Genomic DNA, 12,882 nt, shown 5'->3' with positions numbered 1-12,882 from the left:
GTGCCCGCCGTGCCCGCCGTGCCCGCCGTGCCCGCCGTGCCCGCCGTGCCCGCCGCGGCCGCGGCGGGCGGGCGGCGCGGCGGTCAGCCGGCGATGAGGCGGGCCAGCAGCGCGCCGCCGCCGCCGGCGGCCAGCCCCGCCGCCACGCTCAGGGCGACGTTCAGCGTCGACAGCAGCCGTGCGCCGTTCTGGACCAGGCGGAGCGTCTCGTAGCCGAAGGTCGAGTACGTGGTCAGCGCGCCGCAGAACCCGGTGCCCAGCAACGCCATCACCCCGTCGCCCGCGGGCAGCGCCACGAGGAAGCCGAGCAGCGCCGAGCCGGAGACGTTCACGGTGAGGGTGCCCCACGGGAAGGCCGCGTCGTGCCGTGCCTGCACGAAGCGGTCGGTCAGGTAGCGCAGCGGGGCGCCCAGTGCCGCGCCGAGGATCACCAGCAGTACGCTCACGGCGCGGTCCCGCCGGGCCGGGCGGTGGAGCGGATCACCTCGACCTGGTCCAGGACGACCAGCCCCTCGGTCACCAGCTCGTCCAGGCGGGGCAGGAAGGCGCGGACGCGCTCCTCGGCGTCCACGATGATGACCACGACGGGCAGGTCCTCCGACAGCGACAGGATGCGGGAGGTGTGGATGCGCGAGGTCGCGCCGAAGCCCTCGATGCCGCGCACGACGCTCGCCCCGGCGAGCCCCGCCTCGTGGGCGCGGCGGACGATCTCGTGGTACAGCGGCCGGTGGTGCCACTGGTCGGACTCGCCGACGAAGACCGACAGCCGGAGGGCGGGGCCCTGGAGCTTCACCGTCTTCACCATGTCCACCGTGTCCGCCATGCCGGCCTCGTCCCTGGTCATGACCGCCCCGTGCGGAGCAGCCGCAGCGCCGCGCGGGTGAGCACGGCGCCCGCGTACACGGCGGGCACGGCGCACAGCACCGTCCCCGCCAGGTAGGCGAGCGCGACGCCGGGCGCTCCGGCGGCGGTCGCGCGGCCGATGTCCACGATGTACCCCGAGAAGGTGGTGAACCCGCCGAGGACGCCCACCCCGAGGAAGGGGCGCAGCAGCCGGTGGACCTGGCCCGCCTCGGCGATCGTGGTCATCAGCAGGCCGATCAGCAGGCATCCGGCCACATTGATGCCGAAGGTCGTCCACGGGAACCCGCCGGGCGGATGCGGGAAGGCGGCGCCGAGCCAGAAGCGGGCGAGCGCGCCGATCACCCCGCCCGCGGAGATCACGCCGAGGGTGTCCCAGGGGACCGGCGAGCCGTCCATGGCACCGACCCTATCGGCGGGAGCCGGACGGCCGGATCGCCGGGCCGGTGAGCGGACCGGATGTGAACCACATCACAGGGGCCCTTGCGGACGGAGGCGGCGCGGAGTGAAGATCGCAGTCACCATCTCCGCTTCTGAGGAGGATCAGGTGCCCCTGGACAGCGATCTCCACGCCGAGGACATGCGGTCACAGCGGCGCAAGGCCGCGTTCGCCGGCGTCGTCGGCACCGCCATCGAGTGGTACGACTTCTTCCTGTACGGGACGGCCGCCGCGGTGGTCTTCCCGCAGGTCTTCTTCCCCCAGTCCAGCGAGTACGCCGGGACGCTCTCCTCCTTCGCCACCTACGCGGTGGGCTTCGCCGCCCGGCCCGTCGGAGCGGCGATCTTCGGGCACTGGGGCGACCGCATCGGCCGCAAGGCGACGCTCATCGTCACCCTCGCCCTGATGGGGGTGTCCAGCGCCCTGATCGGCGTGCTCCCCGGCACCGCGTCCATCGGCGTCGCGGCGCCGGTGCTGCTGGTGGTGCTGCGCGTCCTGCAGGGCATCGCGGTCGGCGGCGAGTGGAGCGGCTCGGTGCTGCTGTCCATGGAATGGGGCGACCAGAGGCGCCGCGGGCTCATGGCGAGCTGGCCGCAGACCGGCGTCCCGATCGGGCTGATCCTCGGAACGGGCATGATGTCCCTGCTGGCGACCACCGCCGGCGACGCCTTCGTCGAGTGGGGCTGGCGGGTGCCCTTCCTGGCCAGCGTCCTGCTGGTCGCCGTCGGCCTGTGGGTGCGCCTGCGCGTCATGGAGACGCCGCTGTTCGCCCAGGTGATCGAGCGGCGCCAGGTGGCGCGGCTGCCGATCGCCGAGGTGCTGACCCGGCACCCCAAGGAGGTCGTGCTGAGCGCGCTCGCCCGGGCCTCCGAGCAGTTGCCGTTCTACATCTTCACCACCTTCGCGCTCACCTACGTCGTCAAGGAGGTCGGCCTGTCCAGCGGGTTCGCGCTGGCGGCGGTGACCTGCGCGGCGGCGCTGGAGCTGGCGGCCATCCCCGCCTTCGGCCACCTGAGCGACCGGGTCGGCCGGCGCAAGGTGTACGCGACGGGGGCGGTGGTGCTGGCGGTCGTGGCGTTCCCGTACTTCATGGCGCTCAACACGGCCATCCCGGTCGTGGTGTTCCTGACCATCATGATCGTGCAGATCCAGCACTCCATGGAGTACGGCCCGCAGGCCGCGATGATCGCCGAGAGCTTCCCGACCGGCCTGCGGTACGGCGGCGCCGGGCTGGGGTACCAGCTCTCCTCGCTCATCGCGGGAGGCCCGGCGCCGCTGGTGGCGACCTGGCTGCTGCACGACTTCGGCTGGCAGGCGATCGCGCTGTTCATGATCGCGGGGGCGGTCGTCGGCTTCACCGCGACTCTGCTGCTGCCCGACCGCTCGAAGGTCGACATCGCCGACCACGCCGCCTACTGACGGCCCGCCGGTGCGTCAGTCGACCTCGGCGCTGCCGCTGACCCGCAGCTTGCGGCGGGCCCGCTCGTAGAAGGTGGTGGTGCCGAGGCGGACCACGCGGCCCGCGCAGCGCACCGCCGTCACGGTGAGGCGGTCGCCGGGCGACAGCCGCGCGCCGACCGAGCCGTCCACCTCGACGGCGAGCTGCCCGCTGGAGGGCAGCAGCTCCAGGGTGACCTCCTCGTCGGCCGACAGCACCAGGGCCCGGTTGAAGGAGGAGTGGGCCGCGGCCGGGACCACGAGGAACCCCTCGACCAGCGGCGAGACCAGCGGGCCGCCGGCGGAGAAGTTGTAGGCCGTCGAACCGGTCGAGGTGGCCACGATGACGGCGTCGGAGGCGTACCGGACGAAGGGCTGGCCCGCCACCGAGATCGACACCGCCGACAGCCCCTCGCCGGGGATGCGCACCAGGGCGATGTCGTTGAACGCGGTGACCGTCTCGCCGTCGGGCATGGACGCCCGGACGGCCATGCGCGGCTCGACGGTGAAGCGGTGGTTGTCGATGGCCGACAGCGCCGGCGGCAGCTCCTCGACGTCGATCTCGGCGAGGAAGCCCAGCTTGCCCAGGTTGACGCCGAGGACCGGGGTGATGCGCTCGGAGGCCAGCCGCATGGTGCGCAGCATCGTGCCGTCGCCGCCCAGGCTCACCAGCAGGTCGGCGCGCTCGACGAGCGTGGCGGCGTCGACCCGCACGGCACTGCAGTCGATGCGGCCCACCTCGTCGGGCAGGCCGAGCACGGTGACGCTCCTGGTGCGGGCCCACTCGATGATGGTGTCGATGGCCTCCTTGGAGTCCCGCTGCGGGTGCAGCACCAGCCCTACGGTCTTGACCATGCCCATGCACGCAACTGTACGGCCGCTCGCCGCCTGCGGGCGCCGGTGTCCCCGCCATGGTGGGCGGGAGGCGGCCCGGGTGATTGTGTAGTCGACACTATCCGCCATCGCCTAATTAAGTGGTGCTGACACCAGTTTGGTGGCCGATGTGGCGTCGTTCCGGGCCGATGACGCGCTGATCGACGTGGTAAACCGAGGGCGAGCCGGAAACCGCGCTAACTTAGCCCCAAGAGCCGGCCAATGCGCCGCCCTGTTCCACACGTGGGAGGCGGCGGAAATCGGGTATATTCTTGAGGGGTCAAACTATGCCCTGTGAAAGGAGTGGAAGATGGCGACACAGATCCAGACGCTTCTCATCGACGACCTGGAAGGTGGCGAAGCAAAAGAGACGGTGTCCTTCGCGATTGACGGCACCAGCTACGAGATCGATCTGAACGACAAAAACGCCAGGAATCTCCGCGAGGCTCTTTCGCCTTTCGTGTCCAGCGCGCGCCGGGCTGAGAGCGCTCCCGCCCGGGGGCGCAAGCGTGGCGGCTCTCAGCGTCCCTCTCGCGACAAAAGCTCCGAGATCCGCGCTTGGGCCAAGGCGCATGGCCTGAACGTCAGCGAGCGGGGCCGCATCGCCTCGCACATCGTGGCACAGTACGAACAGGCTCAGTGATTGATTAAGCCGTCCCGCCCGGTTTAGTCGCCCGGCGAGCATGTGATCCGCCGCGCGGGTCGCCGCACGCGGACCGCGTTTGCGGCCGCCGTGCTCGCAGCGGGCAGAGGCCGTCCCAGTGGGGAGGACGGCCCCGCCCGGCCTCCGCGGTCCTCGTGGACGACGGGGTTGACCTGCGGATCCGCGGCGCTGGTCGGTGCGCGTCCAGGGGCGGCCCCGCCGAGCGTGCTCGGGTCGCCATTCGCGGAAGGGTAGTGCTGACTTCAGTCACTTTGTCACAATGAGCACTATTCCTTACCGTCGTTACGTGTTAGCCGTGCCGCCGCCCGGCTCTGGAGGAGTCCCCGGAAATCATGGGCAGGCAGCACACCGCCGGCAAGGCGGCTTTCCACCCGTAACCGATGCTTAACAGGTGCGAGAGGTCGCGGGATCGCCGCGTGACAACCGCCGTGTGCGCCTTGCCGCGCCCGGGCGCCGGGTATGCCGGCCCTCGGCCATGTCAATCGAACCGATCCGGCCGGGACATGACGACTTGACGCATCCGCCTTACCGACGTCACCATCTTGCGATAGCGTCTGCCGTCACGCCGCTCTCACCCGCCTACTCCGCGGCCGGCCCGAACCCGCCGGGAGGTCCTGTCCGACCGCATGCCGTCTCACCGGCCGTAATGGGAATGCCCGCCGCGGCCGGGGCGATTGCCCGGGCATTTTCCGGCGCGGAGCCTATCGCGGCGGCCCGGCGGGCGTCCGCTGTCCGCTTCCGGACATTCGCCGCCGTCCCGCACCCAATCCGCCGCGTTACATGCGATCGCGATATGCAATGCCCTCCGGCGAGCCTATTGACCGGTCGTCGTGCCGGTGAATGCCCGTGGATCCTTAGCGGCTCCGCGTACCCGCGTATGGCGGTTTGTCGTACCTTTCCGCTCCTATAAGTCATAGGAGCATGGCCTCCGCGCCCCTGGACCGCCCGCTGGACGCGCTGAACGGGGCATGGTGACCGAGGGCGTGGTGACCGGGGGCGTGACCGGGGGCCGCCCGCACGCGGGGCCACGACGCGATCAGCGGGTCGTCAACTCCTCCTCAAGTGCCGCTGGAGCCGAGGTAGCGCCCGGTGCGAGCGGGTAGCCATGGGAGCAGTTGTCCATCAAGGGGGAGAGGGCAATGAAACGTGCGGTTCTGGGGGCGGTGTCGCTCGGCGGCATCGGTCTGGGCGTGATGCGATGGCGCTCCTCGCGCCGGAGTAAGGCCAGGACGCGGCGGGAGGCCGCCCGCTGGCTGATGGTCACCATCAACCGCCGGCCGGAGGAGGTGCTGGCGGAGGGCCGGCTCCCCGAGCCGCTGGCGAGGTTGGGGGACACCGTGGAGGTGCGGGTGCGCGAGGCGCCCGGAGGCCGCGGCACCGAACTCGGCGCCCGCCCGCTCGCGGGGGTGCCCACCGGCGCCACGCAGGTGCTCGCCCGGCTCGGCGGCGAGGATCCGCGCCAGGCGGTGCGAAGGGCGCTGCGGGAGTCCAAGTGCCTGATGGAGACGGGGGAGGTGCTGCTGCCGGACGCGCCGCCGAGAACGCGGCCCACTCCCGCAGGGAGGATCCTGGATCTCGCCGTGCAGCGCGCGGGCGGGGAGGGGCGGCTGTGAAGGCACTGTGCTGGCAGGGCGTGAACGAGCTGTCGGTGGAGCGCGTCCCCGACCCCAGGATCCTCAACGCCCAGGACGCCATCGTCAAGGTCGGCCTCACCACGACCTGCGGTTCCGACCTGCACCTGCTGGGCGGCTACATCCCGGCCATGCGCGCGGGCGACGTGATCGGGCACGAGTTCCTCGGCGAGGTCGTCGAGGTCGGCACCGAGGTGCGCCGGCACAAGGTCGGCGACCGGGTCGTGGTGTGTTCGATCATCGGCTGCGGCCGCTGCTGGAACTGCGAGAACGGCCTGTGGTCGGCCTGCGACAACTCCAACCCCGATCCCGGCCTGACCGACATGCTGTGGGGGCAGCCGTCCGCGGGCATCTACGGCTACTCCCACGCCACCGGCGGGTTCAAGGGCAGCCACGCCCAATACGTCCGCGTCCCCTTCGCCGACCACGGCGCCTTCGCCGTGCCCGACGGCGTGAGCGACATGGACGCCCTGTTCTGCTCGGACGCGGCGCCCACGGGCTGGATGGGCGCCGACCTCGGCGGGGTCAAGCCCGGCGACGTGGTCGCGGTGTGGGGCTGCGGCGCCGTCGGCCAGATGGCGGCCCGCGCGGCGATGCTCTTGGGCGCCGAGCGGGTGATCGCCATCGACCGCCACCCCGAGCGCATGACCATGACCGAGCGCCACGTGGGCGCCGAGACCCTGGACTACACCCGCACCGACGTGATCGCCGAGCTCAAGGAGCGTTCCGGCGGCAGGGGCCCGGACGTCTGCATCGAGGCCGTCGGGCTGGAGGCCGACAGCGCCGGGCCGAAACGCCTGTACAACCGGGTGAAGCAGCGGGCGGGCCTCACGCTGGACCGTCCGGCCGCGGTGCGCGAGGCCATCTACGCCTGCCGCAAGGGCGGCTCGGTGTTCGTGCTCGGCGTCTTCGCGGGCCTGGTCGACAAGTTCCCGCTCGGCGCGATGATGAACAAGGGCCTGACCGTCAGGGGCGCCCAGCAGCACGGACAGCGCTACATCCCGAGACTGCTCGACATGGTGAGCAACGGCGAGCTGCGCACGGCCCACATGGCGACCCACACCATGCCGCTGGAGCACGGGCCGCACGGCTACGACCTGTTCAAGAACAAGAAGGACGGGTGCGTGCGCGCGGTCTTCCGCCCCTGGGCCTAGTGCGGTGACCGCATGCCTTCACGGCCACCGCCCGGGCGTCCGGACCGCCCCCCGCCGGAGGGGGACGTCTCTGGGGCCCGCTGAGGCCGTGCTCGACGGGTGCCCTGCCTGTGGCGTGCGCGGGCGAGCCGAAGGTCCCGTTGAGCTGGGGACCTTCGCCGCTGACAGCCCTTCCCGGCCGGCGGGACGATCGATATCAGGGCGCTGGACAGGGGAGGCAGCCATGGTCGTGAATGTCGGCGACGTCATGGGCAGGGTCGCCATCGCGGTGAGGCCGGACACCTGCTTCGCCGACCTGGTGGAGACGATGCGCCGCTTCAAGGTCGGCGCCGTGGCCGTCGTCGACTCCGGCCGCCGGCCGGTCGGAGTGGTGTCGGCGGACGACCTGCTGCTGCGGGAGATCGGCGCCGAGCGCGTCGAAGCGGTCATCGAGGGCCGCGGGCCGGGCCGCGGGAACACGAAGGTCGCGGGGGACAAGGGGGGCACGGCCGCCCAGGTGATGAGCAGTCCCGCGATCACCGTGACCGAGGTGACGCCGGTCCGGGAGGCGGCCCGCCTCATGCACGAGCACCGGATCAGGCAGCTTCCCGTCGTGGACCGCGTCACCGGCAAGATCGTCGGCACCGTGCACCAGGCCGACCTGCTCAAGATCTTCGTCCGGCCGCCCGCGGAGGTGCTCGACGACGTCGAGGAGGCCGTGCGCGGGGCCGGTGTCGAGCCGCGGACCCTGTCGATCCTCGTCGAGCACGGGCTGGTCGCGCTCACCGGGACGGTCCCGAGGCGCTCGCAGATCCCGCTGGTGGTGGAGTCCGTGCACGCGGTGGACGGCGTGATCGAGGTCGACGACCGGCTCGGCTTCGCCACCGACGACCTGATCACCGTGCCGCCGCTGTACCTGTGAGCCCACTCCGCCGCCCCGGGGAGGGCGCGCGCCGGTCCGGTGGCGCCTCGTGTGAGGGTGGTAGGCGAGGGGGAGGTGCGCCATGGCGGGACAGATCGTGGTCGGCGTCGACGGTTCCCACTCCGCGGCGGCCGCGGTGGAATGGGCGGCGGACGACGCGGTGCGCAGAGGAGCCCGGCTGCGCGTCGTGCACGTGCGCGAGCCCTGGTCGATGGACTACCCCTACCGGTCCGCGCCGTGGCTGCCCGACGCGCTGACGGCGTACTGGCGGGCGGTGCTGGCGGCCACCGTCGACTGGGTGCGCGGCTACGCGCCCGGCCTGCAGGTGAGCGCGACCCTGCTCACCGGCGCCGCCGCCGAGCGGCTGTGCACCGAGGCCGAGGACGCCGATGAGCTGATCCTGGGCGGCGGCGGGCCGGGCGGCTTCGTGGGGGCGGTGCTCGGCTCGGTGGGCCGCGATGTCGCCTGGCACGCCATGGCGCCGGTGGTCGTGGTCAACCGCTCGCCCGGGCGGCGTCATGGCGAGATCGTCGTCGGCTACGACGGGTCCCCGGTGTCGGAGGCCGCCATGGAGTACGCGCTCGGCGAGGCGGCCCGGCGGTGCGCGCGCGTGTGCGTGCTCTACGCCTGGAGCGCGCCGCCGTTCTCCCCGTACGCGACCGCCTGCGCCGGCGGCCTGGCCGAGGCGATGGGCGAGGTGACGCGGGAGGTGCGGCTGCGCCTGGCGATGTGGCGGGAGCGGTGCCCGGGGGTCACCGCCCGGTTGCGCCCCATGCGCGGGCATCCGGTCACGGCGCTGTCGGACGCCTCCCGGCGGGCCGATCTGGTGGTCGTGGGCTCCGGCGCGCACGGCGACGCGACGGGCGCGGGCTTCGGCGGCTCGGCGGGCTACTCGGTCGGCTACGAGGTGCTGCGGCACGCCCGCTGCCCGGTCGCCGTGGTCCATCCCCGGGAGACGGCCGGATCACGGCCGGGCGGAGGCGCCATTAATAGGTAAATATGTCGAATATCCCTTTTATCCGGATTCGTGGAGCGGTCGGGATGGGGACACTCCTGGTATGGCGAACGTCCCACCGCGCTCCCTCATGCCGCACACGCGGCTGGACGAGGTGCTGTCGGAGCTGCGGGCCCGGCTGGAGACCGTGCTCGCCACCCGTGACCGGGTCCACGCGCTGCTGGACGCGGTCGTCTCCGTGGGCGGCGACCTGGACCTGCAGACCGTCCTGCGTCGCATCGTCGAGACGGCCACCACCCTGGTGGACGCCACCTACGGCGCCCTCGGCGTGATCGGCGAGGACGACACCCTGGTGCAGTTCATCCCGGTCGGGCTGAGCGAGGAGGAGATCGCCCGCGTCGAGCACTGGCCGCACGGGCTGGGCCTGCTCGGCCTGCTGATCAAGGAGCCGCGCACGCTCCGGCTGCACCGCATCGCCGAGCACCCCGAGTCCTCCGGCTTCCCGCCCGGCCACCCGCCCATGGGCGGCTTCCTCGGCGTGCCGATCAGGGTGCGCGAGAAGGTCTTCGGCAACCTCTACCTGACCGAGAAGCGCGGGGGAGGCGACTTCGGGGAGGACGACGAGGCGGTCGTGGTCGCCCTCGCCGCCGCGGCGGGCGTCGCCATCGAGAACGCCCGCCTGTACGAGGAGACCCGCGGCCGCGAGATCTGGCTCCAGGCGTCCTCGGAGGTCACCACCCGCCTGCTGTCGGGGGCCGGCTCGGCCGAGGTGCTCGCGCTGGTGGCCCGGCGGGCGCGCGAGATGTCCGGCGCCGACGTCGCGGTGGTGCTGCTGCCCTGCGCCGGCGGGGAACGGCTGCGCGTCACCGTCGCCGACGGCGTGCCGGCCGGGCGGGTCAGCCCCGCGGAGGTCGCGGTCACCGACTCGCTGCCGGGCCGCGCCTACACCTCCGGCGAGCCGGTCGTCGTCGCCGACCTGGCGGAGACGGCGATCCCCGCCCTGGTGTGCGAGCGCTCGCGCGCGGGGCCGGCCGTCGCCGTGCCGCTGGGCGCCGCCGGCGCGGTGCGCGGGGTGCTGTCGCTCGGCAGGCGCCCCGGCCGGCCGCCCTTCGGCGGGCCCCACGTGCGCATGCTGCACTCCTTCGCCGGGCAGGCGTCGCTCGCCCTGGAACTGGCCGAGGCCCGCGCGGACGCCGAGCGGCTGCTGCTGCTGGAGGACCGCGACCGCATCGCCAAGGACCTGCACGACGTCGTCATCCAGCGGCTGTTCGGGGTGGCCATGACGCTGATGGGCGCGATGCGCCTGCTCGACCGGCCCGAGGCCCGCACGAGGGTGCGGCACGCCATCGACGAGCTGGACGGCACCATCCGGCGCATCCGCTCGGCCATCTTCGCCCTCCAGAGCCCTCCCGCCCCCGGCGCCTCCCCGCCGGGCGCGCGCATGGCCTGGCGCCACGCCACCCCGTCAAAGGCGGCCCCGGCCGCCCGTGACCTGCCGGACGGCGGGGGCGGGATCAGTCGTGGCGGCCGGCCTTGAGCTGCGCCGCGAGCGCCGCGGCCTGCGTGCGCCGCTGCATGTCCAGCTTGGCCAGCAGGTTGGAGACGTAGTTCTTGACCGTCTTCTCTGCCAGGAACAGCCGCTCGCCGATCTGCCGGTTGGTCAGCCCCTCCCCGATGAGCTCCAGGATGTGACGCTCCTGGCCGGTGAGCGCCGCCAGCGGGCTCTTCCTGGCGGCCTGCTCGCGCAGGCGGCGCAGCATCGACGCGGTGCTCTCCGGGTCCAGCAGCGACTGGCCGGCCGCCACCGTCCGCACCGCGCCGACCAGGTCGGACCCGTGGATCTGCTTGAGCACGTAACCGGCCGCGCCCGCCATGACGGCGTCGAACAGGGCGTCGTCGTCGGCGAAGGAGGTCAGCATCAGGCAGGCCAGCCCGGGCGTCCTCGCGCGCACCTCGCGGCAGACCTCCACGCCGTTGCCGTCGGGCAGCCGCACATCCAGCACCGCCACGTCCGGCCTGAGCGCCGGGATGCGCGCCACGGCCTGCTCGGCCGTGCCGGCCTCTCCGACGATCTCCATGTCGCCCTCGGCCGACAGCAGGGCGGCGACCCCCCGGCGGACCACTTCATGATCGTCCAGCAGGAACACGCGAATCATAAGGCGACTCCAGTGACCTCTCCCGCGCGCGGCCCGCAGTACCGCTCCGGGCCCGGCCCGTGTCCCCGCGGGCCGGGTCCGGAGCGTCCGGCGCTAGTCGGCCTTCTCCACCGGCACGCGCTTGCTCTGCTGCCTCTCCTCCGCCAGCGGGATGTCCACCTCCAGGATGCCGTCGTGGTAGACGGCCTTGACGTCCTGCTCCCCGGCGTTGGCCGGCAGCGGGACCGACCGGCTGAACTCCCCGTACCGGAACTCCGTGCGGTGCGGCTCGGACCGCTCCTCCTTGCGCTCGCCGTGGATGGTCAGCATCCCGTTGGACACCACCACCTCGACGTCCTGCTCGGGGTCGATGCCGGGCAGCTCGGCGCGCACGATGTAGTGGCCGTCCCGCACGGTGTCCTCGAACCGGACCATCTGGCCCGCGGTGTAGGGGCGGCCGCCTCCGGTGAAGGGCGCCTCCAGCCAGTCCAGCAGGTCGGGTACCAGGCCCCTGGACGTGCTTCGCGTCTGCATGGACATGAGAACCTCCCTGGATAGTTCGCGGGACCATCAGTTCCATCCGACTCCCCGAACCGCGCCGGGGTCACGGTCGTAGGTCCCGAATGCGCGTGACGTTCGCCTCGCGCGGAGCGGACGGCCGACGCGCCGCCCCTTCGCCCCGCGTCGCGGACCGTCACGCTTCCCTCGTGGTGGCGCTCACACGCGCCGGGACTGCCCCGCCATCTGGGCGACGTCCTCGGCTGCGTCCTCGGTCAGCTTGGCCGACAGGTCCGCCAGAGCGCGCCCCACGGCCAGCTCGTCGCCGATCTCCGGGACGGGCCGGTCGACCGGGTTGCGCCGGGCGTACCCGACTCCCTCGCGCCGCATACCGGCGCGGTTCATCAGGACGGCCCGCGCGACGGTGCGGTCGTCGTTGTCGTCCTCGGTTATGTAGATCTCCACTGTCCACTGCTTGACCTGCATGGGGGCCTCCTTCCAGTGTCCTACCTCCACCATCTCTCACCCGCTCGCGCGCCGGGACGCCGCCCCGGGCGTGTCCGGCCGCCTCAGCGGGGGTGTCCTCACTACAATCCCCGGGGGCGAGTTCGGGGGATGTGGGAAGGCTTCATGCTGCACGGCATCGATGTGTCCAACTGGCAGGGCGCCGTCAACTGGGCGGGGCACGCCGGCGACGGCGTCGACTTCGGATTCGCCAAGGCGACCGAGGGCACCGGCTTCACCGACAAGTGGTTCGCCCGCAACTGGGCGGCCATGCGGGAGAACTGGCTGGTCTGCGGCGCCTACCATTTCGCCCATCCGAAGGGCGACGCCGAGGACCAGGTGCGCCACTTCCTGGACGTGGTCGACGCGGCGGGCGGCCTGCGGCGCGGTGATCTGATCGCCCTGGACCTGGAGCACTCCGGGCACCTGCCGCCCCAGCGGGTGGCCGCCTTCGCCCGGCGCTGGTGCCACGTGGTGAACATCGTCACCGGGGTGCGGCCGCTCATCTACACCTTCCTGTCCTTCGCCAAGAAGGGCTACTGCGCGGGTCTTGAGGACTACCCGCTGTGGATCGCCGCGCCCAGCCATCCCAAGGGCCACCCCGTCGTGCCGCCGCCGTGGGACCGCTGGGCGATCCACCAGTACGCGCACGGCCCGATCGACCGCAACGTCTTCCGCGGCACCCGCGCGCAGCTCACCGCGCTCGGCCTGCAACCGGCCGAGGACCGCCGCAGCAAGGCGTAGGGAGCGCGATAACGCCGCCTGGTTTCCCGGTAGCATCGGGCACGACAAGCGGAGTGCCCGCGCCCACCCATCTCCTTGGAGCAACC

The 12,882-nt window shown here is 72.5% G+C and carries 15 protein-coding genes; 8 read left to right on the top strand and 7 right to left on the bottom strand.

Annotated elements, in window-relative coordinates:
• Positions 1–83 precede the first annotated feature (83 nt).
• The 3 genes from crcB to ACFQSB_RS37065 are packed head-to-tail and all read right to left on the bottom strand — an operon-like array spanning position 84 to position 1,260.
• Positions 84–446 (bottom strand): fluoride efflux transporter CrcB, encoded by a 363-nt coding sequence (gene crcB, locus ACFQSB_RS37075; protein WP_380831778.1) that lies wholly within the window; start codon positions 444–446, stop codon positions 84–86.
• On the bottom strand, positions 443–844 hold the full coding sequence (locus tag ACFQSB_RS37070) for a DUF190 domain-containing protein (RefSeq protein ID WP_380831776.1): 402 nt from the start codon (positions 842–844) through the stop codon (positions 443–445). Before ACFQSB_RS37070 ends, crcB begins: the two co-directional genes overlap by 4 nt.
• Positions 841–1,260 (bottom strand): fluoride efflux transporter FluC, encoded by a 420-nt coding sequence (locus ACFQSB_RS37065; protein ID WP_380831775.1) that lies wholly within the window; start codon positions 1,258–1,260, stop codon positions 841–843. The genes ACFQSB_RS37070 and ACFQSB_RS37065 overlap by 4 nt, the downstream gene beginning before the upstream one ends.
• Before the next feature lie 106 nt (positions 1,261–1,366).
• Here ACFQSB_RS37065 and ACFQSB_RS37060 point away from each other — a divergent pair, with 106 nt between their 5' ends.
• Positions 1,367–2,719, top strand: a complete 1,353-nt coding sequence (locus tag ACFQSB_RS37060; protein WP_380831773.1) for an MFS transporter — start codon at positions 1,367–1,369, stop codon at positions 2,717–2,719.
• Positions 2,720–2,734: 15 nt separating this feature from the next.
• Here ACFQSB_RS37060 and ACFQSB_RS37055 read toward each other — a convergent pair whose 3' ends face one another.
• Complete coding sequence (locus tag ACFQSB_RS37055; RefSeq protein ID WP_380831772.1) at positions 2,735–3,598, bottom strand: NAD(+)/NADH kinase; 864 nt, start codon at positions 3,596–3,598, stop codon at positions 2,735–2,737.
• Between the two features lie 322 nt (positions 3,599–3,920).
• Between ACFQSB_RS37055 and ACFQSB_RS37050 the strand changes: the two genes are divergently transcribed.
• From ACFQSB_RS37050 to ACFQSB_RS37025, 6 genes are all read left to right on the top strand, one after another.
• The gene (locus ACFQSB_RS37050; RefSeq protein ID WP_354847746.1) at positions 3,921–4,253 is read left to right on the top strand and encodes a histone-like nucleoid-structuring protein Lsr2; all 333 of its coding nucleotides are present in this window, start codon (positions 3,921–3,923) and stop codon (positions 4,251–4,253) included.
• 1,160 nt (positions 4,254–5,413) lie between these two features.
• Positions 5,414–5,887, top strand: coding sequence for a hypothetical protein (locus tag ACFQSB_RS37045; protein ID WP_380831771.1), 474 nt, complete (start codon positions 5,414–5,416; stop codon positions 5,885–5,887).
• Positions 5,884–7,059, top strand: a complete 1,176-nt coding sequence (locus ACFQSB_RS37040) for a zinc-dependent alcohol dehydrogenase (RefSeq protein WP_380831770.1) — start codon at positions 5,884–5,886, stop codon at positions 7,057–7,059. The genes ACFQSB_RS37045 and ACFQSB_RS37040 overlap by 4 nt, the downstream gene beginning before the upstream one ends.
• Before the next feature lie 223 nt (positions 7,060–7,282).
• Complete coding sequence (locus tag ACFQSB_RS37035) at positions 7,283–7,960, top strand: CBS domain-containing protein (protein WP_380831769.1); 678 nt, start codon at positions 7,283–7,285, stop codon at positions 7,958–7,960.
• An 82-nt stretch (positions 7,961–8,042) separates the two neighbouring features.
• Entirely contained in the window at positions 8,043–8,957 is a 915-nt protein-coding gene (locus tag ACFQSB_RS37030; RefSeq protein WP_380831768.1) for a universal stress protein, read from the top strand.
• A gap of 61 nt (positions 8,958–9,018) precedes the next feature.
• Entirely contained in the window at positions 9,019–10,452 is a 1,434-nt protein-coding gene (locus tag ACFQSB_RS37025; RefSeq protein ID WP_380831766.1) for a GAF domain-containing protein, read from the top strand.
• Here ACFQSB_RS37025 and ACFQSB_RS37020 read toward each other — a convergent pair.
• The 3 genes from ACFQSB_RS37020 to ACFQSB_RS37010 form a co-directional block, all read right to left on the bottom strand.
• On the bottom strand, positions 10,430–11,071 hold the full coding sequence (locus ACFQSB_RS37020) for a response regulator (protein WP_380831765.1): 642 nt from the start codon (positions 11,069–11,071) through the stop codon (positions 10,430–10,432). The genes ACFQSB_RS37025 and ACFQSB_RS37020 overlap by 23 nt on opposite strands.
• A 93-nt stretch (positions 11,072–11,164) precedes the next feature.
• Complete coding sequence (locus ACFQSB_RS37015; RefSeq protein ID WP_380831763.1) at positions 11,165–11,590, bottom strand: Hsp20/alpha crystallin family protein; 426 nt, start codon at positions 11,588–11,590, stop codon at positions 11,165–11,167.
• 177 nt (positions 11,591–11,767) lie between these two features.
• On the bottom strand, positions 11,768–12,034 hold the full coding sequence (locus ACFQSB_RS37010; RefSeq protein WP_354923706.1) for a DUF1876 domain-containing protein: 267 nt from the start codon (positions 12,032–12,034) through the stop codon (positions 11,768–11,770).
• A 144-nt stretch (positions 12,035–12,178) separates the two neighbouring features.
• On the opposite strand from ACFQSB_RS37010, the gene ACFQSB_RS37005 reads away from it, so the two are divergent.
• Positions 12,179–12,796 carry a glycoside hydrolase family 25 protein gene (locus ACFQSB_RS37005; protein ID WP_354847773.1) on the top strand — a complete coding sequence of 206 codons (618 nt, stop codon included), beginning with the start codon at positions 12,179–12,181 and terminating at the stop codon, positions 12,794–12,796.
• Positions 12,797–12,882 lie beyond the last annotated feature (86 nt).

Origin of the sequence: Sphaerisporangium rhizosphaerae, from assembly GCF_042665155.1 — a bacterium.
In the GTDB taxonomy this organism is placed as follows: Bacteria; Actinomycetota; Actinomycetes; order Streptosporangiales; family Streptosporangiaceae; genus Sphaerisporangium; species Sphaerisporangium rhizosphaerae.
This window is presented reverse-complemented; position numbering and strand designations above follow the sequence as displayed.

Bases quoted from the DNA above. Each gene is read 5' to 3' on its own strand.
- ACFQSB_RS37070 (WP_380831776.1), bottom strand. From the start codon at position 844: ATGACCAGGGACGAGGCCGGCATGGCGGACACGGTGGACATGGTGAAG.
- ACFQSB_RS37065 (WP_380831775.1), bottom strand. From the start codon at position 1,260: ATGGACGGCTCGCCGGTCCCCTGGGACACCCTCGGCGTGATCTCCGCG.
- ACFQSB_RS37055 (WP_380831772.1), bottom strand. From the start codon at position 3,598: ATGGGCATGGTCAAGACCGTAGGGCTGGTGCTGCACCCGCAGCGGGAC.
- ACFQSB_RS37050 (WP_354847746.1), top strand. From the start codon at position 3,921: ATGGCGACACAGATCCAGACGCTTCTCATCGACGACCTGGAAGGTGGC.
- ACFQSB_RS37045 (WP_380831771.1), top strand. From the start codon at position 5,414: ATGAAACGTGCGGTTCTGGGGGCGGTGTCGCTCGGCGGCATCGGTCTG.
- ACFQSB_RS37035 (WP_380831769.1), top strand. From the start codon at position 7,283: ATGGTCGTGAATGTCGGCGACGTCATGGGCAGGGTCGCCATCGCGGTG.
- ACFQSB_RS37030 (WP_380831768.1), top strand. From the start codon at position 8,043: ATGGCGGGACAGATCGTGGTCGGCGTCGACGGTTCCCACTCCGCGGCG.
- ACFQSB_RS37025 (WP_380831766.1), top strand. From the start codon at position 9,019: ATGGCGAACGTCCCACCGCGCTCCCTCATGCCGCACACGCGGCTGGAC.
- ACFQSB_RS37020 (WP_380831765.1), bottom strand. From the start codon at position 11,071: ATGATTCGCGTGTTCCTGCTGGACGATCATGAAGTGGTCCGCCGGGGG.
- ACFQSB_RS37015 (WP_380831763.1), bottom strand. From the start codon at position 11,590: ATGTCCATGCAGACGCGAAGCACGTCCAGGGGCCTGGTACCCGACCTG.
- ACFQSB_RS37010 (WP_354923706.1), bottom strand. From the start codon at position 12,034: ATGCAGGTCAAGCAGTGGACAGTGGAGATCTACATAACCGAGGACGAC.
- ACFQSB_RS37005 (WP_354847773.1), top strand. From the start codon at position 12,179: ATGCTGCACGGCATCGATGTGTCCAACTGGCAGGGCGCCGTCAACTGG.